Raw genomic sequence first — 26951 nt, 5'->3', positions numbered from 1 at the left:
GCGGATTTCCATAATTGACATAACCCGAAGCCTGCGTGTAAGAACCGAGAAAAAAAACCGGGGTGAATACCCCGGTTATATCCCTACCACTGGCGTCGTACATTCGAGCGCCGTAGCCCATTATTTACAGTCCTTATTAGTAAATCCGGTCGCCAGCCAGTGCCCTACGGGACGAACTGCCTGACCAGGTGCAACACGCACCTGCATGCGACCAAAGCGGTCATACCTGACCGCATTGATTTTTAGCTGGTACTGCCCGTTTACCGGATAGGTATTGATTTTGTATGTCACCGTGCATTCAGTTGGCTTGTAACGCTGGTCTGCACAACCACTAACCAGGATGCTAATACCGCCCACCAACAAAACGCAGGACACCGTTTTGATCAAAAACTTTAAGCCCTGATTCATCCAGTTGAATCCTCCCTTGACCAGGTACATTGCTGTTCATTTCGAAAGCCCCATTTTTTGGCAAACGCCAGCCGGTGGAGCCGGGTTGATAGTTTGTTGACTGCAGGCTGTCAGAAATCTGACCAAAGTTAATCGTCAGGTTACGGGCCATCGCCTGCTGAAAATAAGCGCCGTTCCCGTCGATACCGAAGACCATATTTTTTTGATCGCCGTTAGGCACATAAACGCCAAACGTATCAGCCTGGACCAGGAACTGTGACTGGCCGCTGCCATTAATCCCCAGCTGAAGACCAGCCACGTAGTTATTGCCACCTGAAGAAGTGCTGACCTTCACGCCCCACTGCGCTCCCAACTGGCCGTTTAAATCCGCCACGGTGGATGCCGTCTGCTGAACGGTTGCAGACATATCCCCGACCTGCGAGGTCAGCGTGGTGATTTGCTCCGTGGTTGATTTTTCCAGGTCGGCAACGGTTTTGTTCGTCGTGGTGATTGCCGCGCTGTTGTCGCCAATCATGCTGCGCATCTGGTTAAAGCCGTTTGCCATCGCTAGGCCGTTAGATGCGATGGTTTCGTCCTGCTTCGTGATACGCGACTCTGCATCGCCCACACGCGAGCCGAGGCTGGTGATTTGCCCTGCCTGCGCGGTGATATCCTTCCCTTGCTGGGTAACGGTCGCAGTAAGCTGGGTAACGGCGTTCGCTGCGCCGGTGGCTGTATCCTGCGCCTCCTGTGCGTCGGTCACATCGACAATGCTGATATCGTCCAGATACAGCGAATAACCGGCTCCACCGTTCGGCCCCCTGGTGGAAATCCACATCTGCGCAATGCTCCGGTCGGCACCGACGGTCGCTACTCCCGTCAGGAGAACCCATTTGCCGCGCGAGATGTTTGTCTCGGAGATACGGACGGCTTCCGGCCACTGGTTTGCGCCGCCATTCTCTCCGCGAGCAAAGAGGCCGACAGACACGTTCCATCCGTTCGGTATCGACATATCACTGGCCATGTACGCCCAGAGAGAAAACCGATACTTACCGCCACCACGAACAGCAAGCCAGTTCCCAATCATCTTGTCGCTGTTGCCGTTCTCGCCGTTGTTACGCGTGATTTTGAGCGACTTCTGGCCATTGCGGTAAACATCGGTCGAGACGCGCGCCAGCGAGCTGCTGCCCAGCTGCTGGTTTGCGGTGTACGACTCAAATGAGCCATCACACCAGGGGTTTAATCCCTGACTCTGCAGCGCACCGATTGAGGCGTTGACCGACGTGATCGCGCTGGCATTAGAGGCAATATCTTTTCCCTGCTGTGTCACGGTCGACTGCAGGTTAGATACGGCGCCAGCCGTGGCATCGAGATCGACCCGGTCCGTAATATCGATAACGTACACATCATCGATATAAATTTCGCCTGCATTCAAAAACGCGTTGATGCTGACCGACATGGTGCCGTCTTTAGTGGCGGTCCATGTGTTGCTGTACTCCTGCCATACTGAGCCCGTCGGCATGGTCGCTGGGTCGAAACGCGCCTCAGCGATTACAGAGCTATCGAGGTATGCAAATCGAACCTTGTTATTCGGCTGCGTGTTCGGTTGCATAGTCGACCCGGCTTTGGCACGAAGCCACGCGCCAAATTTATACGTGCGACCTTTAACGGCAGCAATTACAGAGTTATTCGATAACAGTGTTGGGCCCGTTGACGCCGCGTATTTAACGATCTTCTTACCGCTGTGCGGGTTGGTAGCTAACATGACCGTCGCGGGCGACGGCGCGGTCCAGTTGTCAAAGTCCCGCTCGAAACCTCCGTTTAAAATCAGGTTGCCCGTGATTTTGTTATCCACGTCAGCCATTGCTGCGTTCAGGCTTGCAGAAACGGCGGTCGTGGCGCTGGCATTCGCAGCAATATCCTGGCCCTGCTGCGTGACCGTCTGCTGCAGCTGCGTGACCGCAGACGTATTCGCATCGACGGCCACCGCATCGGTGATGTCATAGATGGCGATGTAATCAATCTGAATGACCGACGCGTTCGGGTAGCAGTAGAGCGCAAAAACAGAACCATCCACTGTCGCCGACGATGGCGCGCTAAACTCAGCGGCGTACGTCGCCCAGGTATCCGTGGCGGAGAACTGGCGGTTTTCATACGTCCCGGCCACATTCCCCAGGTAGTTAAACCGGCGAACCATGAAATTCATCGCGCCGGATACGCCCTTCGCCTTAACGATGACCTGGTAGCGGCGTGGGGTATTGTGTGGCAGCGGCGCTTTCTGGTTAGCAAAGAGGCCGGTATACAACGTGCTGTCGAGCTGCGTCATCTGGACGCCGGGTTTACCGTCGCCAAAGTCGCCAAACTCCACCTTGTTACGCGTATTCCCCTGGACACCCCACAGCGCCGATCCGCTCATAAAATTAAAATCGTTTGCCAGGTTCTCGCCGCGATTGAGCATCGCATTCACCGCGCCGGTGACGGAGGTGATCGCCTGGCTGTTCGTTTCAATTTTCCCTTCCGCTGCCGTGGTTCGTTGCGTCAGGGACTGAATTGCGCTGCTGTTCGCGCTCTGCCCGGATTCAAGGTTCGACACCCGACCAGTGATGGCCGTAATCGCCTGGCCCTGGCTGGTAATGGTGTTGCCCTGCTGCGTCACTTTCGCATCCAGCTGGGTGACAGCACCGGCGGCAGCGTCGGCGGCAGTCTGTGCGCCCTGCGCGGCGGTGATCTCCCGGCAGTGGAAATCAGTTGCATACCAGACGGAGCCAAACGGCGCGTTCTGGTTCACCTGCAGGAATGGGCGCATATATCCGCGCGGGAAGTTAGCCGGGACCGTCCAGAGGTATTTTTTCTCCGTCCAGGTCTGTGTGGGCGCAACGCTACCCGGTAAAGCAGCATAGGCCACGGCACCCGTATTCGGTCCCGTAGCCGAGCCGATGTACATGTTAAATGCGGCGTTAGAACCTGCCTTTGCCGCTACCCAAACCGAAATCTCGAATACCTGTCCCGCTTTTACCGGCCACGGTGGCGTATTGAGCTGGTGATCGCGTGAGGCCAGTCGCGCTACATAGCGACGCGGAGCGCCTGCCGGGATGTCAGCATCATACGGGATACCATCATCGTCGTTGCTGTCTACCGTATCCCTACGGGTAAAGCCCATCGACGGATATGCGGGGTCAAATGTCGGGTTCAAAATGTAGTCGCCACCGGCTGCCGTCTGCGAGTTCAGCGCTACATTAATCCCGGTGATCGCCGTTCCCTGCGATTCAATTTTCCCCTCAGCGTTGGTAACGCGTGTATCCAGTTTACTCACGGCATCGGCTGTCGCCGCTTTGGCCAGCCCTTCCTCAACCGTCGAAACACGCCCTTTCAGGCTGGTGATGGCCTGGTTCGCCGCCGTAATATCCTGGCCCTGCTTGGTCACGGTGGCGCTGAGGTCCTGTACTGTCGAGCTATCGGCCTTCTGGTCGATTCGTTTCCCCAGGTCTGTGTTAACGGTATCGATTCTGCCGGTCAGTTGCGTTAGCGATTTACCCTGGCTGGTAATCGTATCGCCCTGCTGGGAGACGGTTGTCTGCAGGTTGGTCAACGCTGTCGCGTTCGCGTTAATATTTTCCTGGTCGGTAATATCAATGACAAACATGTCATCGATATAGAGCTCCCCGGAGGCAAGGCGAGCCATAACGCTCATCTGCATAACGCCCGATTTATTCGCCTTCCACTTAGCAAATACCTCTGTCCAGACGGAACCAGTCTGCAGTTTTGTTGGGTCAATACGGGCTTCCTGAATCTGCGAATTGTCATTAAACGCAAACCGGAATTTGTTACTTTGCTCGGAGCCAGTAACGATAGCCGTCCCGTCTTTCGCTCGAGCGAAGCCTCCAAACTTATAAGTCCGGCCAGCGACGACCGTCACCATCGTGGTATTGCGTACCTCATCCAGCTGATCATTGTGAGCTTTGAGGTAAAGAATTTTTTTACCTGAGCTGGGTTGTTGGGCCGTATCCACACGAACATCGGTCGTTGAACCTGTCACCCAATTATCAAGGCCACGCTCAAACCCACCATTCGGGATTAGGTTTCCGGCCAGCTTGTTGTCTGCGTCCTGCTTCATCGCAGAAAGATCTGCTGACAGGCTCGTCGTCGCAGCAACGTTCGCAGCAATATCCTTACCCTGCTGCGTGACGGTGGCCTTCAGGCTATCCAGCGCGGCGGTGGTGGCTTTCTTCGCCACCTCGGCATTGGTGGCATCAATACGCCCACCCAGGCTGGTGATCGCGCTGGCGTTGGTGGCGATGTCGTCACCGTTCTTCGTGACCTGCGACTGCAGATCCTGCACCGCTGATGCATCGGCTTTACCGGCGATACCGTTTGAGGCGGTCAGCATGAAGCCCTGCAGGTAAACGCGAGCGGTCGACGGCGTCCATCCTCCGCAGGCCATGCGCAGGTAGCACCATTTCCCTTTGAAGTCATTCGGGATCGTGAACGTCAGCGTGCGGGTCTGGTAGCCGGTGGTGATGCCTGCAAACCAGTTGTTGTCCTGAGCAAGCCATGCGGTCGGGTTCCCCCAATTCTTAATCAGGCCCATCGTAAAATTCTGGGTCCCGATGCTGATCGTCGCGTCGTCCGTCTTGAATCCGAAGGTGAGCGTCAGTACCTGACCGGCTTCGACCGGGATTTTTGTTCCGTTGGCGATCCGCATCGCCGGCTCGGTCGTGGTGAGACCTTTCATCACCGCGTCATAGACCGGTGCACCCGCGCCTGTGCCGGACAGCTGCCAGTTATCCGCTTTATTAATCAGGTCGCCATTCAGCAGGAGGTTGCCGGTCGTAATCTGTGACTTGAGCGCCGTCGTCTGCTGCGCCGTGGTGGCCAGCGTATTCTCGGCAGTCGTGACGCGGGTCGTCAGTTGCTGGACGGCATCCGAGCTGGCGCTGTCTGCCGGTGCCTGGCTCCAGTCGCTCGCAATATTCCCGGATTCAAACATCGGAGAGCTGATCCACGCTTCGCGCGCTGCAGCTGCGCCGTCGAGTCTGGCCACAACGAGATACGCCGTCCCGGACAAGCCAGGTTTGCGTTTGTATTTAACCCAATAGCGGCTCCAGGACGTGGAGAGCGTCACGGTCACATCGCCGTTATACCCGGCTGGACGCTCCACAATAACGCCCTGGCTGGTTTCAGCGCGGATAGTGGCATCCGGCGTATTCAGGAAACAACGAACCGGCGTCTTGTCCGTCTTCGCTTTCGCATAGAACGACAGAACATACTCGGTACCGTCAACCGGCGCGGCCAGCGTGTAGTCGAGGACGGCAAAATCAGTCGCTCCGGCGGCACGCGTCAGGATGCGAACCGCGTTACCACGGTAACGTTCGGTTGCAGATGGCGATTTGCCGGTCAGTTCCCCGGAGTTGGGTATCAGGTTTACGCCGCCGATTCGGATGTTATCAACCTTCGATTCCACCCCGGCAATCTGGCTGGCGTTGGCCTGAACTTTACCGTCGATAGTCTGGACGTCACCCTCGATTTTCTGGATGGCCAGCGTATGGCCAGCAATGACGCCGTTCGCTGAAACAAGATCCGCTGCAACCTGATCCGTTTTCGAGGCAGTCGACTGCAGGTCGCTCGCCAGCGTATCCATGCGCTGGGTCGCCGCTGCCGTGGATTTATCATAATCGACGCGCAACGTATTCACGCGGGAGCCGATGGCCTTCTCCGCCGTCACGCGGATTTTCCGCTCTTCGAAAAGCAGGCCAGAAACCAGTTTATTCGGGTCTGTCCCTTCCTCGTTGCCGCGCAGCTGCACAGCCAGCTGGTTACGCTCCATTGCCTCAGCTGAGTCGGCAGCAGTCATCGCCGTTTTCAGGTCCTGAATCTGCGCCTGCGATGCACCAGGGGTCGGGCGCCCAACGGCCAGCCAGTCAACGGCATAATAGTTATCTGCGTCAGCCGCTCCACCCTGTGAGAAGTCGAGACGCAGGCGACGGATAGTGCCGGAGGCCTGCCACGGGATATCCGGGATCGCGATAGTGCTGATGCCGGTGGCCGGGTCAAAATCTGGTACGGGCAGTACCAGACGGCGTCCCTCGGTCCAGCCGGTTTCATCGGCGCCAATCCAGTAAAGCCGACCGCCCCAGGCCGGGTTGTTGATTTTCTTGATGCGCAGGCGGAGGTACTTATAGGCGCTGCCGTCAATCAGCGTGCCAGCGCCCGACGGGCTGCGCATGGTCGAAATGGCATCCGCAGGAAGGATCCACCCGTCGTCGGTTGTCGGGAGCGGTTTCGTGCCGCCGTCGTCAGAACTCCACCCCTCGTTGTCCTTGTCGAAATACCAGATTTTGAGACTGTCGAACTGCTCGCCGGTACCGGCTGAAATCGACGCCATCTGCTGCGCCATGCTGTCAAATCCATCCTGCATGGTGACGTTCGTCGTCTCAATCGCCGCTTCAACTTCACGTTTAGCACTCAGCAGGTTATCGGCGGCCTGCTTCGCCACGGCGGCATCGTCCGTTTCGGCTTTCGCCACTGCTGCAGCGGTATCGCTGGCCGCTTTCTGCGCCGTGGCGGTATCACCTGCAGCGCGGTCTTTCACTTCCTGCGCCAGCTTGTTGGTCGTGTCGTTGGTTTTGGCGATGTTGGTGGCCAGGTCCTTGCCCTGCTGCGTGACAATGGCCCCCTGTGCGGCGACATCCTTCGCCGCCTGGTCAGCGGTGCCCTGGGCGGCGTCCGCAGCTTGTTGCGCGGCGTCGGCAGCAGCGCTGTTGTCCTGGATGCCTTTGTTCAGTTCCTCGTATGTATCCGAGCCTTTAAGCGCGTCGTCGAGCTGCTGGTAATAATCAGAAACGTTATCGCTGGACATTCCATGCACCCAGCCGGTCCACGGCGAGGCATTGCCCAGGCGGTCAACCAGGCGCGCGCGGTACCAGAACTGCGTGGCAATCTGCAGGCCCATCTGCTGATAATGTTTGCCCGGATACGCTAAATCGGTCAGCGGCATCGCACCGTTACCGCTCTGGTCCGGGCTGTACTGCAGTTCGGTTCGCTGGGTATCTTCTGCGCCTGCAGGGAATTCCCAGCGAATTTCGATACCGGCGGTCAGTGAAACGGTCGTCAGCGCCAGCGGCGGCAGCGGCTCGCCGACTTTCCCGGTCAGGGTCTTCTCTTCCGAGTACGCCCAGCCACTGGAAATTTCCGCCGCGTTGATCGCACGGACGCGTACCAGATAGCGACCGGCATAAATGCCGCTAACCTCAAATGACGTGGTCGAGCTGCGCGGCACGTTAATCCAGTTGCCATCATTGCGGCGCCACTGCGCCTCATAGGCGATAGCATTTTGCACCGCGTCCCAATTGGCCTGCAGGGTTTCGACGCTGATACCCTGATTCACCACGGAGAAGGACGTCAGGAGGATGCCATCCGGCGGAGCCTGGTTGCCAGGCGGGATAACACTAATCGGGCGCTGGTCGATGATCGCGCCGGTATCGATACGCGGGAATTTATCCGGGTCGTGAGCCACGCCGGTGATGGTGAGCGTGCCGTTATTGTTGTCCTTTACACCGATAACGCGGTACTGCTGAGGCACCAGGTCGGTATATTCGACGATCCAGACGTACTCAGCCTCTGGCGTCTCGCTGTATGCCGTTGTGACCGTCACCTGCCGACGACCGTTCACCGACTGAATGGTCCGGGCCTGCGAGATACCCGACGGCAGATTCAGATGCAGGCGGTCACCCTCTTTTGCATCGATATCACGGTCGAGCGTGATGACGCGTCCATTCACCGCGCTGATACGACCACCATTAACTCGACCGGCCAGCCGTTCGTCGCCCAGCCCAATGATGTAACCCGGCTGCGGGATTCTGCCATCAAGGCCAACATCAATTTCGACCAGGCGGTCTTTGTTGTTGGTCAGAATGGCCCATAACCCTTTGCGATGGGCTTCACTCTGCCGCGTACATCCAATCGCTGTGACTTCCACCTGATTAAAGCTGTAACGGGAAACCAGTTCCGGGATAAATGCGGGTTCCATCGCATCGGCATAGGCGTTATCCGGGTCAGACCACGAAACCAGGGCATTAGTGTACCGCGACTTACTGGTGCTGCTGGAATACCGCGGGCTACCGATAATATTTGCGCGCGTATAGTTGAAATCGACATCACGCGGCATATCGGCCTGCACGATGATCTGTTCACCACTCCAGCAAGTCATCCCCCGGAAAATAGCGGCAAAATCACGCAGTACGGTGTAGGCGTCGTTACGCTCCTGAACATATACATTGCAGATATAACGAGGCTCCATGCCAGCGCCGCCCCTGCCATCGGGAACCAACTGATCGCAATACTGCGCAATCGGGTAAAGCGCCCATTTGGAGATATTCGCGCTGGTCAGACGATCGCCAAGACCGAAACGATCAGAGACAACAATGTCGTAATAAATCCACGCCGGGTTATCAGTCCATGCCCATTTGAAGCCCCCTGTCCATGTGCCGGTATATTCGCGCGTTTCCGGGTTGTAGTTATCCGGGACACGGATAACACGCCCGCGCGGCTCGCAGGAGATTTGCGGGATAGAACCATTGAACTGGCTTGAGTCGAATTCGATGTACAGCAGCGCGGTGTGTGGATAACGCAGTTTCGCGTCAATAACCTCGGTGTAACTCTGCAGCGTCATTATGTCGCCGATTCTGGCGCTGTTCGCGTCCGGCGTGACCTTGCGAAGCCGCAACGTCCAGGTGCTGCCTGACTGCGGTAAATCGATACGGTGGCTACGCTCATACCCGGAAGTGGTTTTACCCGTGACAGCGGTTTCCAGCACCGTCTGCCAGGTGCCACCGTCGGTCTGCAGGTCAATCGCATACTTGACGGTATTACCCACCACACCGTTATCATCTTCCTGTTTCAACAGGGAAGGCCATTTCAGGCGGACGCGAACGGCAGAAAGCTGGGTATTGGTGAATGTGTGGGTCCAGGCGGTCTCACTGGAAACCTCCGTCCCTACGGAAATTTCATTTTCAGTACCGGGAATACCCTGGATATAACTTTGTGCCTGTGTCCCAGGTCGGAATTCCCAGGCCACACCACTGAAGTTTTGCGAACCATCGGCATTCTCCAGAGGGGTACCGTCGAGATAAATATCTTTCCCGGTTAAACCACCCGCAAACACCCCCTCACCCAATGCGATAAGAACTTTGGCTTTTGCTACAGACTGTAAATCGTCCGGCTGTTCCGTCGGCGTGCGCTGTTTAGAGCTGCCACCCTTGCGCCCTTTAATTATGTTATTTGCCATATTGCGCCCATAAAAAAAGCCACCGCAAGGTGGCCTGAATTGGAGGGAATTACTTAATGAATATATTTATTGCTGGTCTTCGACATAGATACCGGCGGAAATAATCGCGCCGCCAATTCGCCGCTTACCATAAAGCAAACCAACGGGATAACCCTGTGAGGCGGTATTGGTTACACCGCCAAAGGCATAGCTGGCTTTATTATCGGGGGATTCTTTACGGGCAAGGCCTGCTGGCTGAGGTGAAAGCATCTGCACAACACCGCCTAGCATCATGGCTCCGCCTGCCATCATCACATTTACGCCCCACGCCTGACCGAATCCGAAAGTGGCTATAGCTCCAACCGCAACAATGACCGCACCTAAAATAGTCTGAAGAAAACCGGCTTTTTTGCTACCAATGACTACAGGGACAATGCGAATTACCTCTCCAGTTATCGGAAAACCTAAGTCATCTACCCCTATGTTTTTTTCTCCTTTAAATACCGCATAGGTTAATCCGCGCTCTTTGCTGGTAATCATAAATTTTTCAAAGCCGGGTATCGTTTTCGCCAGCGCTATGCCTGCTTCATGGATGCACGAAATAAGACGGTGATGGGTTTTTCCAAACTTTTTACCGAGCATCCCACTTAATTCAATACGCGTCATAACTTCTTGCATTTTTTCTCCCCAAAAAAAACCGCCTGACGGCGGTTCTTCTCTTAAAGATAAATTAAAAAGCCGTGGGGTATATTCCAAAATCACCATTGGTTCCATAACCAATCCGGTACATTAATGTTTTTCCATCAGTAACTGTCCCCGACTGCTCACTCATTCCACCACCACACATTCCTTTTGGCCATGCGCTAAATATATGTTTTCCTACTTCTGGATAAATCACGGCTTTTTGAGCGGTATCTAAATCAGCTATCTCTTTACCATCTAGATATACTCGCGTCATACAAGCGCTACCCATAACACCAGAGTCTCGCTTTATAATAACTTCGCCCGTGCCTTCTTTTTTAGAAAAAAACGATGAGTCCAATATTTGTTTGAAGGGGATATTTTGTGCCTGTTCATTTGTTACTGGTTTAGTTGCACACCCGCTAATTCCCACAATCACTAAAGCTAGTGCAATTTTTTTCATCTCGGTGTCCCTTTTGTTTTTAGTTCAAATCTCACAAAAGATTAACACAGAGAATGATATCGAACGATTTTCATCGTTCTGTCTAACCAGTATCCACCATACGGCACGCGCTGGCTGAGATGGCCATAAAGGTGGTGAAGCAGCATGTTACCTTCCAGCAGAATCCCGGCATGATTCCATTTGCCCGACTGCACCTGCATGATCACCATATCACCCGGCTGCGGGGGACCATCAAATTCACGGAATCCGCATTCATACCAGCAATCGTGGTAGAAGTTTTCGGGATAGTCGTTTTCCCACCAGGGATAATCAACGCGGTAATCGTGCAGCTCGATGCCGTGGTTCTGCCGGAAATAGCTCATCACTAAACCCCAGCAATCATAATGGCCAAGCACGAACGGACGCTCGAGGAGGGGCAACTCTCCGCGTGGGTGGATGGTACGCAGATCGCCTTCTGGCCAGCTGATAATATGCCAGGGGAGCAGCGTTGCATCGCACTGCGCCTTATCCAGTTCGCTGGGTTGCGTGGTCGCATCAGGATGACTGTGAACAATGCCGATAATCGTTCCCCAGTCCTCTACCTCTGCGTAATCTTCTGGAGACAAGACGAAATTATCATTCGACTCGCTGGCCAGGTTCCTGCAGGGGAAATAGCGCTCTACTCTTCCCCTTTGAGCAATCAATCCGCATGCCTCACGCGGATAATCAGCTGCCGCATGAGCCTGTATCGCCTTAATCGTTTTCTGGCGCATATCAGCTCCTTATCAGCGACGTACCAGGGAAGCCGCCGAACGGCAGCTCGTTATGCTCGCCAAAACGTAATTTGCAGGCAGTGAGTGTTCCGTTGCAGACGTCCTTCGATGGGTCATCAACCGGTTTGTTATTCTTGTCGAAATACTTTGTCCCGGCATAATCGCAGCCATCGCCACTACGGTATTTATTTCGAATACACCAGGTACAAACAGAATGATACTGGCGGGTTGGGATCAGCTTCCCCTGCACCCCCATCGGGCTATCGAGTGTGAACTCCACCGTTTCATCGGTTTCGAGTTGTTTGGCGTCAATGAAAAATAGCTGGCGCTTTTCCTGCGTCGGGTCCGCGGTTGCATTACCTTCAGGGAAGTTTCGCGCATCCAGATACTGCTTCTGCGTATCATGGATGGTGACCCGCGCCATCGCCAGATCGTCATAATGCAAACACAGCGCGGTAATTTTCCCGTCTACGTTACCCACCCTGAGCGTGGGCTGCGCATCGCTGCCCGTAGTGGATGATTCGATGCCATCAAGATCGCATGGCCATGCTTTATATTCTGTGCCTTGCCACCAGATACTTTTAGCTGGTAATTTCGACTCATCACCACCGGCTGCAATAATTTCCTCGGCTGAGTGCGGAATATTATAGCCGTGGAAGTATAAGACCTCGTCCATATTGAAAGAACGGCCATCAATTTCAAAAAGCCGGATTGAATCACCCGGCTCCAGCTTCTGATAATCTGCGTTAAGGCTCATGGTTTAAATCCCTGAATAAAGGTTGCCGACAGGGAGTAGTTCCCTCCACCCATCGGTACTGGTTTATATTGCTCACAACGGAAAAGCCCAATATCTTCAAGTGGTGGTGTCCACTGAAAAGATTTCGTACCGCCGTGCCGGTCCAGGAACAGTTTTATCGGTCGGATATAGTCTTCGGTACCGACAAAATTCAGCTCCCATTCCTGTGACCGGGTATTCAATCCATCCCCTGATACCTGCGCATATCCATCGCCGAACTGCGCCTTTCGGGTACGGAAATTCACGGTTTGCGTTGGGTTTACTCGGGGACTCCAGGTAAATATTTCTATCGCCATCAGCGTTGTCCTTTTACAGCGTTCCAGATAGCACCGCCTGGGCGCATATCTTTCGCCTGCAGCTCACGGTATTTCTTCTCAACGAACGACCCAATTTGCTGGCCAAACTCTTCAAAACCTGACGAGCTCTCGGTAGACGTCTTATCGCCGGAAATAGTGATCCAGACCTTTGGCCCTTCGGTGGTGCTGGCGTTCTGTCCGCCTCCGACCGCACGTACTCCCAGCGAGCCATCACCGGCACGCGTCAACGGCATAATGGCTTCCGGCCCTGCTTCACCAAATACACCGGCGCCTTTAGCAAAGGCGAAGAACTGCGGGGTATCGTGGACCTGATTGCTGTAGCCACTTAAGGAAGGTGAATCGTAGACGCCGCCTTTGGCGTTAAACTGGAAGCTACTACCCGCATTCTGGATCGCCGTCCCGGTACTGGCGCCAGCGGCGCCGGAGGCTGCACCACCCGCTATGCTGCTTCCAATTCCAACCACTCCCATGATGGTCTGCATGATGGAACTGGTGACGAGCGCCTGGGCGGCCATATCAATGAGATTTTTGATGACTGCCTGCGTCAACGAGGAAAACAGGCCAACCATGTTTTCCTTGAAGCTTTGGGTTCGCGTCAGCATGCTCGTTAAGAAATTCGTGGAGCGCTCATGTACCGTCTCGAATAACCCAACGGCCAGGCTCTGGAATTCACCCTGCGATCGATATAGCTCCAGCGAGGTCTGATACTGTGCATCGGCGGACTCCTTCGTCGCCTTCTGCATCAGCATTTCGTACTGGTCTTTGCTAATCGCGCTGCCCTGATAGTAAGACTGCAGTAGAGCCTGCCGCTGTGCTAGCTGATTACGAAGCGCTACCAGTGGATCAACTTCACCGGCGATATCCAGTTTAGGAGCCGCGATTTCGTCAGCCTGCGCCTGCAGTAACTCTTTGGCTGTATCCCTGGCCAGAGTTATTCGGGCAGTCTGGTAATCTTTTTCGGTAAGAAGACGGGCTTTGAAAAGCTCGGCAAGGTCCTGGCTGACTTCCTGTTCCTTGCGCAAGGTTTCCTGCGCCGGTGAATACTGTGCGGCCAGATCCAGTCGCTGCTTCTGGTAGTTCTCCGCATTCATCAATAGCGCGCGCTGAAGGTCGGCATCGCTGGCGCCATTCTTCTTCGCTGCTTCCTGCAGCTCCCTGTTGCTGTCTTTCTCCTGAAGGTTAATCCGGGCCAGGCTGGATGCATGGGCCTCTTCAATTTGTTGCCGTAGCGTTTTGAACTGGTCGACCTTAGCCTTATTACCCTTCCCGGAGCCGGTACCACCATCCCCGGTCCAGGGGTTCCCGTCGCCAGTCTCTTTAGGGGGCGCATTCAGCGCGCCTTTCAGGTCGTCTGTAAGGGACGTGATTTTTCCAGACAACCCAAGCTGGGCCAGCGTTTTAGCATCACTGACGCGCTTGATATTTTCCTCTGTTTTACGCAATCCCTCGTTAACGCTATCGAGGTCCGCCCGCGCACGCGTCTGGTCTTTTTTCACCCCATCCAGCTGGCCGAAGGGGTCAAAGCCTTTTAGGCTGCCAATACGGCTGTCGGCATCCTGAATCTCTTTAATCAGCTGGTTTCGCTGCACAACCTGGTTTTCATACTGATCCTCCAGGTCGAATTGCTTCACATTTAGCTGGTTGAGAGAGAGGCGCATCAGCGCTTCGCTGGTTTCAACGACGGCGTCTTTTAAATTAATGGCTGATTGCCGGGCCTCTTTTGCCCTCTCATGAAAATAAAGAATGGCTGAACCGGCCAGCATAGCGGCACCGAAAGGGCCACCGATTAAGTTAAACGCGCCTTTTGCCAGTCCTACGGCAACCGATGCCGTACGGGCGGATATCGACGTTTGCCGGTTAGCCGCCGCCAGCTTCAATTTCGCCTGGCTGGCCAGATTGGTTTGCTCAGTTTCCTGTCGGATAAGCCGGGTAAACTCATCCTGGTAACTGATATTCATCCCGTACTGTTTAGCCGTCCGCTCCATCTGCCGGTAGTAACCGAACTCGGCATCGTTTTGTTTCAGGATGGCTGCAGTTGAATCCAGCGTTTTACGGGCGATGTCTGCATCGGCAAGTGCTCTCGCTTTCACCGCCGCCTGGCTTTCCCGCCAGACAGAGATATTTTCCCGAAGCCCTGCGGTTAGTTTTGTGGAAAGAACCGGAATCAGGCTGTAAAGCGCAATACTGGAGACGGTATTAAAGTTATCCGCCAGGCCGTTAAGCGCCTCCGTAGCGGTCTGAATACCGCTGCGAAGTGGACCGTTACTGCTCTGGCCAATCTTAATGACCATCCCCTCAAACGCACTACTCAGCCCAAGAAGATCGCCGTTCAGGTTGTTAACCCTGATAGATGCCTGCTCATGCGCCGTTTGAGTACCGGTCAACGAGGCGGTCAATTCATCAAGCTTTGAACGGTTCTGTACGAGAATGGAAGCCGCGCTGAGGTTTTCCACGCCAAACAGCTTCACCGCCTGGGCCGTTGAAAGGTTCTTGCCTGCCAGCGTATTGAGCGCCTGGCTCAAGCCGACAACCGAAGGCTTCAGGGTTTTATCTGTTCCCTTTTCCAGATTCAGGATGACGTTTCGCAGCGCCGTTCCTGCCTCTCCACCTTTCACTTCACGCTCGGCCAGAACCTGAATGGCCGCATTCAGTTGTTCAAAACCGACGCCAGCCTGTGCAGCTGCAACGCCGCCATTTTTAATGGCTGCTGCCGTATCCGTAATTTCGGATGAACCGTACTTCGCGCCAGCGGCCAGAACGTTGATGTAACGATCCGCTTCCTGCGCACTGGCACCATACTGGTTCAATGAAAGCGCCAGCGTTTTCGTTGCATCCGGGAGCGTCGTTCCGGCGGCCTGCGCCAGAATCAGCGCGCTGTTCGTCGCCTGCTGCAGACCATCTGAAGTCTTAAGCAGCTCCGGTTTAGCCGATGCCATCAGCTTGAGCGCCTCAGCCGCCTGGCTGGCGCTGTACTCTGTCGTGCGCCCCATTTCCTGCGCGGCCAGATCCAGCGCTTTCATTTCATCAGCGGTCGCGCCGGTGATCGCCTGCAGGTCAGATAGCGCCTGGCCATACTGCCTGGACGTTGTGATGATCGTACTTATGGAAAGACCGGCGCCTGCCAGCCCCGCCAGCCTGCTGGCCATCCCGGATATCGACAGGCCGACCTTTTTATAGGCGTCTTCCGTCTTTTTCGCGTCCGCCTGGGCATTGCGGTTAAACCTTTTGGACTGGTTCTCCGCGTCGCCATACGCCCCCAAAAGCTGGGATTTAAAGTTGGCTGCGTTAAGGTGCAGCCCGACCGCTAAAGATGCGACGTCTGCCATTACATTAATGCCCTCATGACTGCCGCGCATTCCTCTTCCATCTTCGTCCGGGATGGCGCAGGTGTTGTTTCGGGAGGAGGCGCATTTTCATCGCCAGGGCGGCGGAAAATACCTTGTTTCAGGAAGTAAGCGCGCCAGTGGTACAGGGTGTTTGCCGGAAGTGCAGCAATTTTGGATGGGTCAGGCTCGCCCCAGCGGTCGGCCAGCCAGAAAATCAGCTCCAGCCAGGGCGAGTCATTTAGTTTTTTTCCGCTTCCTCCAGCTTGCCGATTGCGTGTTGCTTCACTTTTTCCACTGCGGCCAGCAGTTCGGGGTTTTCATGGGCCTTCAGCAGCTCGGCTGCCGTGGGTTTAAACTCATCCGGAATGGCCGTTCCATCCGCCTGAACCAGTGCATCGATGACGATCTGGATGACTTGCTCCGATGCCTCGCGCGCTGCGCCAGCTTTTGCGGTTTCAGCCATTTTCTCTTCGTAACTGATGAGGTAATCCCCGGTCAGGCGGCGGATGAATACGGTGGCGCCAAATAACTCGGTTTTAATGACGGTTGGCTCCGATTTAAGCAACGCGGATTTAAGCGCGGACAGGTCAAAATCTTTATCTTTCACAGGGAGTCCTTAAAAATAAAAAGCCACCCGGAGGTGGCTATCTGTTATTGGTAATAAGTGCTGATTATTCGCCGCCAGCATCGGCACCGGCAGTACCCCACTTAATGCTGTTTTGCTTACCTTGCACGGTGATTTGAATCACTTCACTCGCTGGCGCGGTGATTTCATTCATCTGCCAGCCAGACAACGCCAGCAGCATTGTTGCGGTACGTTTGTTCGGCAGCTCAACATAAAGCTGAATGGTCTCGCGGGCCTCTGCTGCATTAAGTAACGCCGTAAAGCTCGCATTCGCAGGATCGTCAATGAACCCCAGCGACTTTTCCGGGCCATCCGGCAGATCACTGATTGACTGCTTTTGCTTATCCTTCAGCGTGGTGCAGTCAACGAACCCACCTGTCTGGCCTATCGCGCCCAACGCTTTACAGTTATCAAGCGGCTTCAACGCCGCTAGCGCGTCGCCGGGTTTCCCCCATTTGGTTAGCGTGCCTGCAGGCAGCATTGCATACTCAGGCGATGTCTGATTCTCAGCCATGATTATTCTCTCTTATATGAATCGGTAGCGGTCGCTACCTGTTTTGAATACCGTTTCGAATTTCCACAGTCAGGACGCGCAAAACAGTCTGGACGTTGTAATCCAGGGCGGGTCGAATAAAGGGGTCTGCAACCTGCTTAACCGTGCCGAACTCCTGCGCCAGCGCCTTCATATGGTGCTGCTTGCTGGGGCCAACACGGAGCGTTACAACCGCATTCCCTTGCGCCTTTCGGGTAGAAGAGCGGATTTTGATTGAATCCCGCATGTGCTGCCCGGTCGACGTTTCGTCGAAGCCGGCATGCTGCTTCATATCCTCCTCAACTACCTTTAATGCCTCGCGACCGGCATCCCGTAATACCTTCGTCGCAACCTTTTCTCCCAGGGCGGTTAACTGCCGTTCCAGCTCATCCAGCCCTTTAACTTCCATCCGAATCACGATGTATCCTCCACATAGTGAATGATGAAGTCGCGAATCAGGCGGTACTGGATGCTGCGGTTCGTCAGCGTCGTTTTATCCTGTTGAATGCCACCACGCTCAACATACTGGACCGGGATGCTATCCAGCTGGCCATGAACGATTGACTTCCATTCCGACCAGATTTTTTTATCCAGCTGCAGCAGTGAGGTGTAATCATCAACACGATACAGATTCACCTGGATACGGGCCGATACGATCCCCGTCCGCAATGTTCCCGAGTACATTTCCGGGTCAGAGATACGCTGAAAGGTCACCCCTTCCTGGACCGTGTCCGGCAGTAAAAGCGGGTACGCATTCATGCCGGTGATGCGCTCCAGCTCATTTTTAATCGCCAGTTCTATCATGCCGCCCGTCTGCCTCCCCGGTAATGATGATCTGGTCCGTTTTTCGGTCGATATTTCGGACGGTATAAACCAGGTCTTTTGTCGTGATTTTCCAGTCGATATCGACCACCACGCCCGGATAGACGGTAAACAAGCAGGTTTCCATAACCTGCTGCTGGTCCATCGTGCGGACTTTTCTACCTGATACCAGCTCCCGCTTTGCCCAGGCCTTTCCCGATTCAACTAACTTTTCCGGCAGCGGTTCGCCCAACGGCCCACGACCGGACTGAAGATAGCTAATCGTAATGCGGCAGTTCATCTCTCCCGGTTTCAGGCTCATACGGTATGCTCCTGAATAGGGAAAAGGAGATACTTCACTGCTGTGGTTTCCAGCCATTGCCCGGTGTGGCCATTCAGGTATGCATCACTGACCAGATACTGGATGGCCAGCTTGATATCTTCGTCCGCGATGAATCCGCGTTTCATCTCTGGGAGCGCCTGCAGCTCTTCATCATTGCTGACCAACTTGCAGTAATAATCACGCTCGATGCTCCGCTGCGCGGCGTTAACCATCTGCGTGAGCATGGCGTCATGTTCAGTGAAGTCCAGCTCCAGTCGGAGTTGGTTTTTCACTTCATCCAATGTCAGTATCAAAGTCGTCATCTCCCGGTTTTGGTGCCATCGCGCGTTTGGCATCCTTCGGCCACACAGCGATATGACGCTCAACCAGCTCTTCCGCGTGCTTACTGTCAAACCATGCGATATCACCACGGGAATAGCGGCTATATGGGCCGAGGAACACGACGGATTTGCGTTCTGTCTGTGCGACCGCGGTCGCATGACTATCATCTGCAGCCGTTTCTTCCTGCTCTAAGGACTTATCTTTCTTCACAGCCATAGCATTCTCCTTAAATAGAAAAGCCCGCGTGAGCGGGCCTTATTGATGTATATTGGAATTAGAACAGGACGCCGGTACCCAGGACCAAGCCTTCCGGGTGACGGAAACCGATATCATGCTCAACAACAACACGAATCAGCGACTGGTTACGGGCAAAGGCGGATACCAGATTGCCTTCGGCATCTTTGTAAGTGGCCTCTTTGGAGAAATCGACCGTCATTGCGCCATCTTCACCGATGACAACATCGTTGAAGTCAGCGAAATAAATTTCTGATTCCTTGCCACTTTCGCCCAGGTTAACCGGAATCGCGCTGGTACGCTGGATCGGATAGCCTTTCAGCATGCCCTGCGCCATTTCCGGGTAGACTTTATTCCCGTTGCCGTCACGCAAACCAAACAGCTTCATATAGGTACGGTTCGACATGCCCCAGCCGCACTTAATCATGAGGCTGTTTCCATCCATCGCCATCAAAATAATCTTGTCCAGGTACTCATCAACCGTTTTCAGGTTAATCTCTGCAGCGGCTTCCCACGGTAGCAGGCGATTCCACTGCGTCGCGCGAGCCTTCATACCAATCGGTGTATCTTCGGTACCATCATCACGCATAAACGCTTTATCTTCGCGAACGGAGATAGCGGTCAGAATATCCTGCAGGACCAGCTGCTCAACGTTAAAACCGGCACGACCAATCAGCTGGTTCGAAATCGGTACCAGCGCGATCATGGTTTTTGCAGCCAGTTTTACGTCGTTGAATTTTGATTCAGACGCCTTCGCATCCTTCCCTTCACCGGTGTAACTGGCCGTTGCACCGCCAGCGGAGCGCGGTAACGACAAATTACCGTTAGGCAGTGGGATAGAACGGGCACCCAGCTTACGAACGATGGTGCGTTCACTCAGCAGCTCAATGACCTCGTTCTGCATGTTCTCCGGGATAAGTGCGCCACCAGAACCAGCTGCAGTTGAGATGGCCATCGATACAGACTGGTCATTCAATTCTTCAGCTGCAAATACAGCTGCATCACGCAAATCGCCCTTCGTAGCAGCAATCGACATCACCATGCGCGTCATGCCAGCGCCGGTGTATTGCTTCGGCTCCGCTTTGACAATGACTGCTGGGCCGTGTTGGGTAGCTTTGACTGGCTTCGCGACCACTGCAGCGGCGCGTTCCGCCGCCTCCATACGATCCATTTTGGCGCTGATATCAGTGAACTGCTGCTGCAGGTTAGCAAACTCTGTCAGCTGCTCTGCTGTCAGCGTACCGCCGTTCGCTTCAATGGTTGCCAGGGCCTGAACTTGTTCGTTGATACCCGCACGCTGACGACGCAATTCTTCAATCTGTGGCATTTTATTTCTCTCTTTTTTAGGTATAAAAAAAGCAGCCCGAAGGCTGCTTTCTGGTGGTGACGCGTTTGCGTCGGGTTACATTTTGGTTTGCAGATCCATCGCGGCTGCCTGCATCTGAATGGAGGTTTTTTGACGGGGTTGCTTATACTTCGCGGCGATCGCATTAATCGCCGACTGTGGGTCTGAGATTTCATCAGCAAGGCCTGCTGAAACAGCGCCTGGACCGAAATACAGCCCAGCTTGCGTATCAACGACGACCTGACGGTCGAGGCCGCGATATTCCGCTACTGACCCGGTAAATGTCTCGTACATTTCGTCAATCATCCCCTGGAACATGGCCTTCGCTTCTTCGCTCAGTGGCTCATGTTGGGTACCGTTATTTTTGTTATCTCCCCGGAAGACCGTTGTAAACGTCAGCCCCATTTTCTCTTCCAGCTTTGATGTGTCCAGGTGCTCCATAATCACACCGATGGAGCCTACACCACTGGTCTGGCTTACGATGATTTTGCTGCAGGCCGATGCGATGAAATACGCGGCTGAAAAAGCGTTGTAATTCACAATTGCCGTGATGGGCTTCGTCTCGCGAGACTGATAAATGTAATCAGCCAGCTCTTTACAGCCCACTGCCGCGCCGCCGCCAGAGTTAATATCCAGAACGATTTCGCTGATTGATGGATCGTTTAATGCCGCGTTCAGCTGGCTGCGGATTCGCTCATAGCTCGTCAGCTCCGTGCAGGCCTGCGTGATCTGTCCGCGACGCGCTACCAGCAATCCGTGAACAGGAATAACAGCCACGCCACCGGCTGGCTGTACCTGCTCCGATACCGGTGCTTTCTCCGGGTCCAGCGCTAACTGGATGCCGCTATTCTCTACCGTTCCCTGGATGCGGGGGATTAGTACCGCCTTTACTGAGTCCATCGTTTGTCGTGATACGTAATGCGGCACGCCAAAGACCATCTCCGCGAGGTGCGGAAGGTTAATTAATTTCGTTGTCATGGTTTTATACCGGGTAAGCCCGCGCTGCGGGTAGTATTCAGGATCGGGACAGGATGGTGTTGATTTCCGCCATCTGCTGCGCGGTCGGCTTCTTATCGCCAGGGATAATTTGCGCGCTGTCGACCATATTCAGCGGCGTCAGATATTTTTCACCACCGGCTATCGGCGGCAGGTTCTCCATACGGCGGATATCGTTAACCGACAACCAGCCCCACTGGCGCCCAAGCGCATAGGACTCATAACGCGATTTCTGGTCACCACGCAGTAAACCGGAGACGTTGAATTCGATATACAAGTCGCGGCGTTCGCTGGGCAGCAACAAATCGCGCTGCAGCGCGCCTTCATGGCGCTTCAACCATGCCAGCAGCGTATACATCACGAACTGCAGGCCCTGGTGCTCGATGTTGTTGTTGGTCGCTTTCGCCAGCATTTGCACCATATGTGGCGGGATTTTGTAGAGGCGGCAAACCTCTTCCACGCCCCACTGACGCGACTGCAGCAGCTGCGCTTTCTCGTTATCCTGCGAGAGCGATTTGTAACTCATCCCCTCCTGCAGCAGCGCCACGGAGAACATGTTGTGTATCCCGGAGTAGCGGTCGGTCCATTTCGCCAGCAGGCGGTCAATCGCGTCCTGACTTTTAATTGCTCCCGCTTCTTTTGGCCGTTCAATCACGCCGCTCATTGTGGTGCCACGACGGAACACGGCTGATGCATGTTCTTCAACTGCCAGATTCAGACCAAGAACGTCGGCGTTCGTCTGAATGGGAGAGGTACCGATATAGCCATCCAGCGAAAATACTTTCACATGGTGCATCATGCGCATTGGTAGGGTTTCGCCGATTTCCGGGATTTCGTAATACGGCATCCCATCCGGCCCCTTCAGGACAATCACCTTTTTCGGGTTAATTGGGATCAGCTCTTTCGGGTAGCCTTTTCCATCGCGGTCGATGATCGAGTAGCAATTTCCCTCCAGCCCCAGCAACCCCTGTTGCTGCTCAAAGTACTCGAATGAGGTGTCTTTTTTGTTTGGCTGGGAGTGAATCAGGTCATAAATCGGGTGGTCTGTCGCGCGTTGCCGCCCTCCATTTTTATCTCGTCGATAAAGTTCGACAGGCAGCTGCGCGACGGACTCCGCCAGGAGGGTTACGCACGCTCGAACAGCGGAAAGCGCAAGCGCCGTTTCCGGCGTAATCATGATACCGGCTTTACTCTGGCTGGAACTGACGCCGCCCAGCATCGCCTCCCAAAAACCGCCCCCTGATACGGACCGTTTTTGTCCACGAAACATCTGGGGAATGAACATTATTTCTCCCCGTTATTTTTAACGCTGGCAGATGCCGAGCGCGCGATTAAAAAAGACCAGAGCAGGCAGATGATCCCGCCGGTGATAAACCCCGCCGCAGGTAATACAAGCCAGGCTCCAGCAGAAACCAATAAAGCCCCGACAAGGCCAATAATGAAACTCAGAATTGTGATTAACACGCTACATCTTCCTCATCATATACCGATGTACCGCCACTGCTTTCATTCAGCATTGCGCGAGTCATAGCGTTAAATAACGCCGTGGCCCCATCGATTTTGCTTTGATTGTCTCCCTTTGTAGGGCGAACGAGATCGTCGCTACCAGGGATAAATTTCCCGATAACGTTGCTGATACACCAGGTAAGAATGGGATTGCCATCATGGTGGAATCGGCCACCGGCCAGAGCCGCTTCCAGCTCCTTCATTGCCGGTGACATATTGGTATAGTCCTGCCGGATATCGACGACAGTAAACCCGTTATCTTCCAACTGGTGGCGAAGCGCTGTTGCTCCTGCAGGGTCGATATCAATCTCGTCAATGCGGGTTTCACCCTGCATGTCGAGAATGCTGGCCAGAATCTCCCGATAATCAGCCTCAGCTCCATCTGTAGCCTCCAGAACCCTCATTTCATAGAATTTCTGGTATCGGTCTGCCGTCTTCAGCAGCTTTGGATCGGTTGTATTGATTGTGTCTTCTGGCACCCAAAATTTAGGCTTAATGCAGTAGTAATGCCGCTTGCCTTCAATTTCCCGCGTAAACAACCGTATCCCGGCGTTCATATCCAGCTTTTTCGCAAGGTCGAGACCGATGTTGCAGCTGTCGTTGGCAAATTCTGCCAGCTCAAGACTAGGGTCTTCAGCGGCCTTCCACTGCTCCATGTTGTAGAACGCGGATTTACCGGATACCCAGATATTGAGACGTTTGGTCTTAAAGGCATTAACCTTGCGGGGAACCTGTTTTGCTACTTCCAGAAGCTCAACCAGGTCGCTGTACTTAACCGAAACATCCAGATTTGGGTTAGCTTTGATTAAGTTTTTCGGGTCGGTCCAGTCATCGCCAGCATCCAGTTCGTAAATCATGCCAAACAGGCGATCATTACGGGTAATGCCTTCGATAACCTCTTTAACTTCCTTATCCTTGTCATAGCAAGGGGACTCAAGTGACGAACCGGCTGTCGTGATGATAAGCGTTAATGGCTGCGAACGGGCGCCCATACCCATCGTCATTGCTTCATACATATGATCCGTATCATGCTCATGATACTCGTCAATGATCGCACAATGCGGGCTATCGCCATCGCCGGGTTTCCCCGCCATAGGCGCAAAAACAGAACCATCCGGGCGGGTCAGGCTGTCGGTCCATACCGAAATATCAAATCTGGCGCGTAGTGCTGGCAGGCGGCTGGCCATCTGCCTGGCTGGGGTGAAAACCTTTTTCGCCTGCGCCATTGTTGTCGCACCGCAATACACTTCTGCGCTATTTTCACCATCAGCGCAGAACATGTAGGTACCAATCCCGGCAGCAAAAAACGATTTCCCGTTTTTCCTTGCTACCCGGATATACGCTTCGCGAAATCGGCGTTTTTTATCCTTTTTCGTGACCCAGCCAAAAATCGAACTGAATATAAAAGTTTGCCACGGTTCCAGCTTTAATTTCTGTCCGGCTAAATCGCCGCTGGAGTGAGGTAATAGCTGAACGAACCGGCAGGCTCTTTCTGCTAAATCCCGGTCGAATCGGTAAGGGTAGTTGCTATCGAGTGATTTCTTTAAGTCGTCAAAATGGCGCTGGCATGCCAGCCGGATAGCTCTGCAGGCGACTATTTTTCCGTCTACAATATCCCGCGCATATTTGTTCGCCACATTGACGTTTGGATATGCGGCCATGCTCCGTCCTTAAGTCATTAGGGCCGCACCACAATTAAAAATCGTCGAACTCACCGCTGGAATTATTATCTCCGGGCTGTTTCTTCAGGATGCGGCTATTGGGGTCCAGCTTTAATACAACGGAGAGTCGAATTAATTCGCTGATATAACGGCTGCGTGCTTTTACTGCTGCGCCAAGTTTCTGGCCACCGGCTGCGGTATCATCACCAAGGCCATCGCTTTTAATTTCCTGATTGGCGTCGTACAGCAGCTGCACGGTATTGCAGTACTCCATCAGCAAATAACAATCCTCCATCTGGAACGTGCCACGGCTAATCAAAATTTTGCACGTCCGTCTCCAGGCATCGATGGCCATATCGCCCAGCAGTTCATCTGGCGGAGTTACCGCTCTGGTAACAGGACTAACCTGGGTTCCTGTGTTGTTCGATTTTCTTCCAGCACCAGGTGATCGCATCCCCGTAGTCATTAAAAAGCCCCCCAAAACGTCCCAAAAAAAAATTCTTATTTCTCACGCGCAAAAATCTACCTGAAGCGGCAGTCCCGAAGCGCGAAAGGGGTTAGGGATTTGAGCCCCCTACCCCCTAGCGGCAGTTGCCTCAGTCGAGGTGGAAGTCGTCATTCAGGCTGCGGCCTGACCGCTTTAGTACTTCATCGTTATTATTCCTCTAACTCAGGAGCGATTCCGCCATCAGCCTGCAGCACACTATCAGGGATACAGCTTTCCAACGGCTGCATCTCAAAGATTTTGAGTCCATCGAAACCAAGGAAGGTTGCGTTGGTATTGATATTGCCGGTGATGACGTCGCTAACATCCATCAATAAAGCGTTAACGATGCTTTCTGTATCCTGCCGCCAGTAGTTCTCGATGGCCGTCAGTAACGGATCAGAACCATTGCTAACTGACTGCTCGCCAACCTGGTAGGTTTTCTTGTTGTCTTTCCCGGTGACACATACCAGCTTGCTGGTCTGCATGGATACCTGATCCGAGTTGTTCACCTTAACGGTGATCATAGCGACCTTATTGCCTTCATCGTTCGTGCTGGAGGCATAGAACATGGCTATGGTTAGCTCATTACGGTTATACATTATTGGCTCCGTTGACGGTTACGGCGGCGGCGGCCACGCGGTTGCGGTTGTTGGGCTGGTGGAAGTAGCTCTCCTTCCTTCGGCGGTTCTGCACTAAGTGGAACCGTTGGTTCGGCTTGCTCCTGCTGAGGTGGTGGCGCAGGCATCTCTTCTACCGGACCTCCGCCCATTTCAACCTTCAGCAAGGGCTTTTCCTCGAGTGTATGGCTGAAGTAAAGCGCTGTTACTCCGGCACCGAGGAATGACGTTCCGTTTTTCTCCAGGGCAACCAACTGCCCATCAACGTATTCAATTTTAAGATTCGTGGCGGTCATCGCGTTCTCTCTGTTGCTGTTTTCTTTCTGTGACATGGCCAGCACAACGACTCCAGGTTAGAGTCTTCATCAGTTCCGCCGTGGGCTTTAGGGATGATGTGGTCGACGCTGGTAGCTTTTGTGGCTATGCCGTGGCGTCGGCAGTTCTGACAAAGATATTTGTCGCGCTGGAGAACTCTGGCGCGGCGAATTTCCCACGGTCGGCCATAACCCCTTTCATGCCGACTTTTCCCAGCCTGATAATTGCGCCAACCATCGCCAGCATGTTGCTGTCGGTGGGCGTCACAATATCCACTGGCATCATTGGTTATTGCCGCGCACCCCCGGTGGCGGCATGGGCGTTTAGAGCGGGCTGGCATTAGCGGTTATTCTTAATCGCAGACCAGGCTTTACCACCCGGTCTAAACACAATATCTAAAGCGGTATCAATCCGCTTAGATATGTCGTTACTGACATCATCTATCGTCTTCAGGGCTGTGCTAGCATCCATATCAACTTTTATCGTAATGGTTGAAGTCTGTTTTTCCTTACCATCGGCGCCTGGCTTAATGCTCGATGCGGGGATTGTTGTACCGAATATTGAGCCAGAAACTAAATGGCCAGCAATGACGCCATTAACGTATTCAATCTTGATATTTTGCATCATGCACCTTTATGAATAAAAAAGCCCCGCATATGCGAAGCTACTGGTTAAATATCAGGGTGTTACTGTGAAAGCTCAGAATGTAAGGTTACGGCTCAGCCCATCGGTGGTGGAACACCGATGAATTTTGATAGCCGAGGGATGGCTGTTTTCCTCTGGTTAAGTGGAGATAATAATGAAATACAGTTTAGATACCGTTGGCAGTATTAAGAGAGCAGCACATGATCATGAACTTCATGTCTTTTTGGTCGGAGATGACGGCTCACAGCACAACTTTATTATTAAAGTGAAAGGCCGAGAGATAAGCAGCCTTACACTCAAGGACATTGAAGCAATGGCAATAGAGCACGCGCGTCAAAGCTTTGCTAATTGCAATTAATATGCGAGATTCACGGATCCTTTCTGTGTTTTAAAGCTGAATGAAGTTCTGCGCTAAGCGCATTAACTGAGCAGCTTGTAGATTTAATAGCATCCTCAAGCTGCTTTTTTAGTGCTTCCACTTTTTTCTCTAATACTTCTATTCGTTGTTCTGAAGTCATATATTACGCCCTAAATTTTAT

Annotated in this window: 26 protein-coding genes; 1 reads left to right on the top strand and 25 read right to left on the bottom strand. The window is 53.7% G+C overall.

The window, feature by feature from the left end:
• Window positions 1-343 precede the first annotated feature (343 nt).
• The 24 genes from ABLV08_RS08110 to ABLV08_RS07995 form a co-directional block, all read right to left on the bottom strand.
• The gene (locus ABLV08_RS08110; protein ID WP_348855732.1) at window positions 344-9670 is read right to left on the bottom strand and encodes a carbohydrate binding domain-containing protein; all 9327 of its coding nucleotides are present in this window, start codon (window positions 9668-9670) and stop codon (window positions 344-346) included.
• A gap of 66 nt (window positions 9671-9736) precedes the next feature.
• On the bottom strand, window positions 9737-10327 hold the full coding sequence (locus ABLV08_RS08105) for a tail assembly protein (protein ID WP_032722477.1): 591 nt from the start codon (window positions 10325-10327) through the stop codon (window positions 9737-9739).
• Between the two features lie 52 nt (window positions 10328-10379).
• Window positions 10380-10793, bottom strand: a complete 414-nt coding sequence (locus tag ABLV08_RS08100; protein ID WP_348855731.1) for a hypothetical protein — start codon at window positions 10791-10793, stop codon at window positions 10380-10382.
• A 41-nt stretch (window positions 10794-10834) separates the two neighbouring features.
• A complete protein-coding gene (locus ABLV08_RS08095; protein WP_348855730.1) occupies window positions 10835-11545 on the bottom strand; it encodes a C40 family peptidase in 711 nt (236 codons plus the stop codon).
• A 1-nt stretch (window position 11546) separates the two neighbouring features.
• On the bottom strand, window positions 11547-12302 hold the full coding sequence (locus ABLV08_RS08090) for a phage minor tail protein L (protein ID WP_348855729.1): 756 nt from the start codon (window positions 12300-12302) through the stop codon (window positions 11547-11549).
• Complete coding sequence (locus ABLV08_RS08085) at window positions 12299-12637, bottom strand: phage tail protein (protein WP_319840642.1); 339 nt, start codon at window positions 12635-12637, stop codon at window positions 12299-12301. The genes ABLV08_RS08090 and ABLV08_RS08085 overlap by 4 nt, the downstream gene beginning before the upstream one ends.
• Entirely contained in the window at window positions 12637-15984 is a 3348-nt protein-coding gene (locus ABLV08_RS08080) for a phage tail tape measure protein (RefSeq protein ID WP_348855728.1), read from the bottom strand. The genes ABLV08_RS08085 and ABLV08_RS08080 overlap by 1 nt, the downstream gene beginning before the upstream one ends.
• A 238-nt stretch (window positions 15985-16222) precedes the next feature.
• Complete coding sequence (locus tag ABLV08_RS08075; RefSeq protein WP_348855727.1) at window positions 16223-16591, bottom strand: phage tail protein; 369 nt, start codon at window positions 16589-16591, stop codon at window positions 16223-16225.
• A 64-nt stretch (window positions 16592-16655) separates the two neighbouring features.
• Window positions 16656-17123, bottom strand: a complete 468-nt coding sequence (locus tag ABLV08_RS08070) for a phage tail protein (RefSeq protein WP_348855726.1) — start codon at window positions 17121-17123, stop codon at window positions 16656-16658.
• Between the two features lie 34 nt (window positions 17124-17157).
• On the bottom strand, window positions 17158-17550 hold the full coding sequence (locus ABLV08_RS08065; RefSeq protein WP_170926285.1) for an HK97-gp10 family putative phage morphogenesis protein: 393 nt from the start codon (window positions 17548-17550) through the stop codon (window positions 17158-17160).
• Between the two features lie 5 nt (window positions 17551-17555).
• Entirely contained in the window at window positions 17556-17945 is a 390-nt protein-coding gene (locus ABLV08_RS08060) for a hypothetical protein (RefSeq protein WP_348855725.1), read from the bottom strand.
• Window positions 17926-18264: a head-tail adaptor protein gene (locus tag ABLV08_RS08055; protein ID WP_032722463.1), complete on the bottom strand. Its 339-nt coding sequence runs from the start codon at window positions 18262-18264 to the stop codon at window positions 17926-17928. The genes ABLV08_RS08060 and ABLV08_RS08055 overlap by 20 nt, the downstream gene beginning before the upstream one ends.
• The gene (locus ABLV08_RS08050) at window positions 18261-18578 is read right to left on the bottom strand and encodes a head-tail connector protein (protein ID WP_348855759.1); all 318 of its coding nucleotides are present in this window, start codon (window positions 18576-18578) and stop codon (window positions 18261-18263) included. Before ABLV08_RS08050 ends, ABLV08_RS08055 begins: the two co-directional genes overlap by 4 nt.
• Window positions 18559-18822 carry a hypothetical protein gene (locus tag ABLV08_RS08045; RefSeq protein ID WP_072383072.1) on the bottom strand — a complete coding sequence of 88 codons (264 nt, stop codon included), beginning with the start codon at window positions 18820-18822 and terminating at the stop codon, window positions 18559-18561. Before ABLV08_RS08045 ends, ABLV08_RS08050 begins: the two co-directional genes overlap by 20 nt.
• Before the next feature lie 58 nt (window positions 18823-18880).
• Window positions 18881-20167, bottom strand: coding sequence for a phage major capsid protein (locus tag ABLV08_RS08040; protein WP_072383074.1), 1287 nt, complete (start codon window positions 20165-20167; stop codon window positions 18881-18883).
• 75 nt (window positions 20168-20242) lie between these two features.
• Entirely contained in the window at window positions 20243-21163 is a 921-nt protein-coding gene (locus ABLV08_RS08035) for a S49 family peptidase (protein ID WP_348855724.1), read from the bottom strand.
• Window positions 21164-21200: 37 nt separating this feature from the next.
• Window positions 21201-22466: a phage portal protein gene (locus ABLV08_RS08030; RefSeq protein WP_032722457.1), complete on the bottom strand. Its 1266-nt coding sequence runs from the start codon at window positions 22464-22466 to the stop codon at window positions 21201-21203.
• A complete protein-coding gene (locus tag ABLV08_RS08025) occupies window positions 22466-22645 on the bottom strand; it encodes a hypothetical protein (RefSeq protein WP_047057811.1) in 180 nt (59 codons plus the stop codon). The genes ABLV08_RS08030 and ABLV08_RS08025 overlap by 1 nt, the downstream gene beginning before the upstream one ends.
• Window positions 22639-24348: a terminase TerL endonuclease subunit gene (locus tag ABLV08_RS08020; RefSeq protein ID WP_348855723.1), complete on the bottom strand. Its 1710-nt coding sequence runs from the start codon at window positions 24346-24348 to the stop codon at window positions 22639-22641. The genes ABLV08_RS08025 and ABLV08_RS08020 overlap by 7 nt, the downstream gene beginning before the upstream one ends.
• A gap of 34 nt (window positions 24349-24382) precedes the next feature.
• Window positions 24383-24814: a P27 family phage terminase small subunit gene (locus tag ABLV08_RS08015; protein WP_348855722.1), complete on the bottom strand. Its 432-nt coding sequence runs from the start codon at window positions 24812-24814 to the stop codon at window positions 24383-24385.
• A gap of 191 nt (window positions 24815-25005) precedes the next feature.
• Window positions 25006-25437, bottom strand: coding sequence for a hypothetical protein (locus tag ABLV08_RS08010; RefSeq protein ID WP_348855758.1), 432 nt, complete (start codon window positions 25435-25437; stop codon window positions 25006-25008).
• Window positions 25434-25784, bottom strand: a complete 351-nt coding sequence (locus tag ABLV08_RS08005; RefSeq protein WP_348855721.1) for a hypothetical protein — start codon at window positions 25782-25784, stop codon at window positions 25434-25436. The genes ABLV08_RS08010 and ABLV08_RS08005 overlap by 4 nt, the downstream gene beginning before the upstream one ends.
• Window positions 25745-26107, bottom strand: coding sequence for an HNH endonuclease signature motif containing protein (locus ABLV08_RS08000; protein WP_348855720.1), 363 nt, complete (start codon window positions 26105-26107; stop codon window positions 25745-25747). Before ABLV08_RS08000 ends, ABLV08_RS08005 begins: the two co-directional genes overlap by 40 nt.
• Window positions 26107-26394: a hypothetical protein gene (locus ABLV08_RS07995; protein ID WP_348855719.1), complete on the bottom strand. Its 288-nt coding sequence runs from the start codon at window positions 26392-26394 to the stop codon at window positions 26107-26109. Before ABLV08_RS07995 ends, ABLV08_RS08000 begins: the two co-directional genes overlap by 1 nt.
• A 172-nt stretch (window positions 26395-26566) precedes the next feature.
• Here ABLV08_RS07995 and ABLV08_RS07990 point away from each other — a divergent pair, with 172 nt between their 5' ends.
• Window positions 26567-26770 (top strand): hypothetical protein, encoded by a 204-nt coding sequence (locus ABLV08_RS07990; protein WP_348855718.1) that lies wholly within the window; start codon window positions 26567-26569, stop codon window positions 26768-26770.
• A 10-nt stretch (window positions 26771-26780) separates the two neighbouring features.
• Here ABLV08_RS07990 and ABLV08_RS07985 read toward each other — a convergent pair whose 3' ends face one another.
• Window positions 26781-26930, bottom strand: a complete 150-nt coding sequence (locus ABLV08_RS07985) for a hypothetical protein (RefSeq protein WP_186987202.1) — start codon at window positions 26928-26930, stop codon at window positions 26781-26783.
• Window positions 26931-26951 lie beyond the last annotated feature (21 nt).

It is taken from the genome of Klebsiella sp. CN_Kp088 (genome assembly GCF_040064335.1).
In the GTDB taxonomy this organism is placed as follows: domain Bacteria; phylum Pseudomonadota; class Gammaproteobacteria; order Enterobacterales; family Enterobacteriaceae; genus Klebsiella; species Klebsiella aerogenes.
Note: the sequence above shows the minus strand (reverse complement) of the source record. Positions and strands in the feature narration are given on the sequence as shown.

Coding starts and splice junctions, on each gene's coding strand:
- ABLV08_RS08110 (WP_348855732.1), bottom strand. CDS start 9,670: ATGGCAAATAACATAATTAAAGGGCGCAAGGGTGGCAGCTCTAAACAG.
- ABLV08_RS08105 (WP_032722477.1), bottom strand. CDS start 10,327: ATGCAAGAAGTTATGACGCGTATTGAATTAAGTGGGATGCTCGGTAAA.
- ABLV08_RS08100 (WP_348855731.1), bottom strand. CDS start 10,793: ATGAAAAAAATTGCACTAGCTTTAGTGATTGTGGGAATTAGCGGGTGT.
- ABLV08_RS08095 (WP_348855730.1), bottom strand. CDS start 11,545: ATGCGCCAGAAAACGATTAAGGCGATACAGGCTCATGCGGCAGCTGAT.
- ABLV08_RS08090 (WP_348855729.1), bottom strand. CDS start 12,302: ATGAGCCTTAACGCAGATTATCAGAAGCTGGAGCCGGGTGATTCAATC.
- ABLV08_RS08085 (WP_319840642.1), bottom strand. CDS start 12,637: ATGGCGATAGAAATATTTACCTGGAGTCCCCGAGTAAACCCAACGCAA.
- ABLV08_RS08080 (WP_348855728.1), bottom strand. CDS start 15,984: ATGGCAGACGTCGCATCTTTAGCGGTCGGGCTGCACCTTAACGCAGCC.
- ABLV08_RS08070 (WP_348855726.1), bottom strand. CDS start 17,123: ATGGCTGAGAATCAGACATCGCCTGAGTATGCAATGCTGCCTGCAGGC.
- ABLV08_RS08065 (WP_170926285.1), bottom strand. CDS start 17,550: ATGGAAGTTAAAGGGCTGGATGAGCTGGAACGGCAGTTAACCGCCCTG.
- ABLV08_RS08060 (WP_348855725.1), bottom strand. CDS start 17,945: ATGATAGAACTGGCGATTAAAAATGAGCTGGAGCGCATCACCGGCATG.
- ABLV08_RS08055 (WP_032722463.1), bottom strand. CDS start 18,264: ATGAGCCTGAAACCGGGAGAGATGAACTGCCGCATTACGATTAGCTAT.
- ABLV08_RS08045 (WP_072383072.1), bottom strand. CDS start 18,822: ATGGCTGTGAAGAAAGATAAGTCCTTAGAGCAGGAAGAAACGGCTGCA.
- ABLV08_RS08040 (WP_072383074.1), bottom strand. CDS start 20,167: ATGCCACAGATTGAAGAATTGCGTCGTCAGCGTGCGGGTATCAACGAA.
- ABLV08_RS08035 (WP_348855724.1), bottom strand. CDS start 21,163: ATGACAACGAAATTAATTAACCTTCCGCACCTCGCGGAGATGGTCTTT.
- ABLV08_RS08030 (WP_032722457.1), bottom strand. CDS start 22,466: ATGTTCATTCCCCAGATGTTTCGTGGACAAAAACGGTCCGTATCAGGG.
- ABLV08_RS08020 (WP_348855723.1), bottom strand. CDS start 24,348: ATGGCCGCATATCCAAACGTCAATGTGGCGAACAAATATGCGCGGGAT.
- ABLV08_RS08015 (WP_348855722.1), bottom strand. CDS start 24,814: ATGACTACGGGGATGCGATCACCTGGTGCTGGAAGAAAATCGAACAAC.
- ABLV08_RS08005 (WP_348855721.1), bottom strand. CDS start 25,784: ATGTCACAGAAAGAAAACAGCAACAGAGAGAACGCGATGACCGCCACG.
- ABLV08_RS08000 (WP_348855720.1), bottom strand. CDS start 26,107: ATGCCAGCCCGCTCTAAACGCCCATGCCGCCACCGGGGGTGCGCGGCA.
- ABLV08_RS07995 (WP_348855719.1), bottom strand. CDS start 26,394: ATGATGCAAAATATCAAGATTGAATACGTTAATGGCGTCATTGCTGGC.
- ABLV08_RS07990 (WP_348855718.1), top strand. CDS start 26,567: ATGAAATACAGTTTAGATACCGTTGGCAGTATTAAGAGAGCAGCACAT.
- ABLV08_RS07985 (WP_186987202.1), bottom strand. CDS start 26,930: ATGACTTCAGAACAACGAATAGAAGTATTAGAGAAAAAAGTGGAAGCA.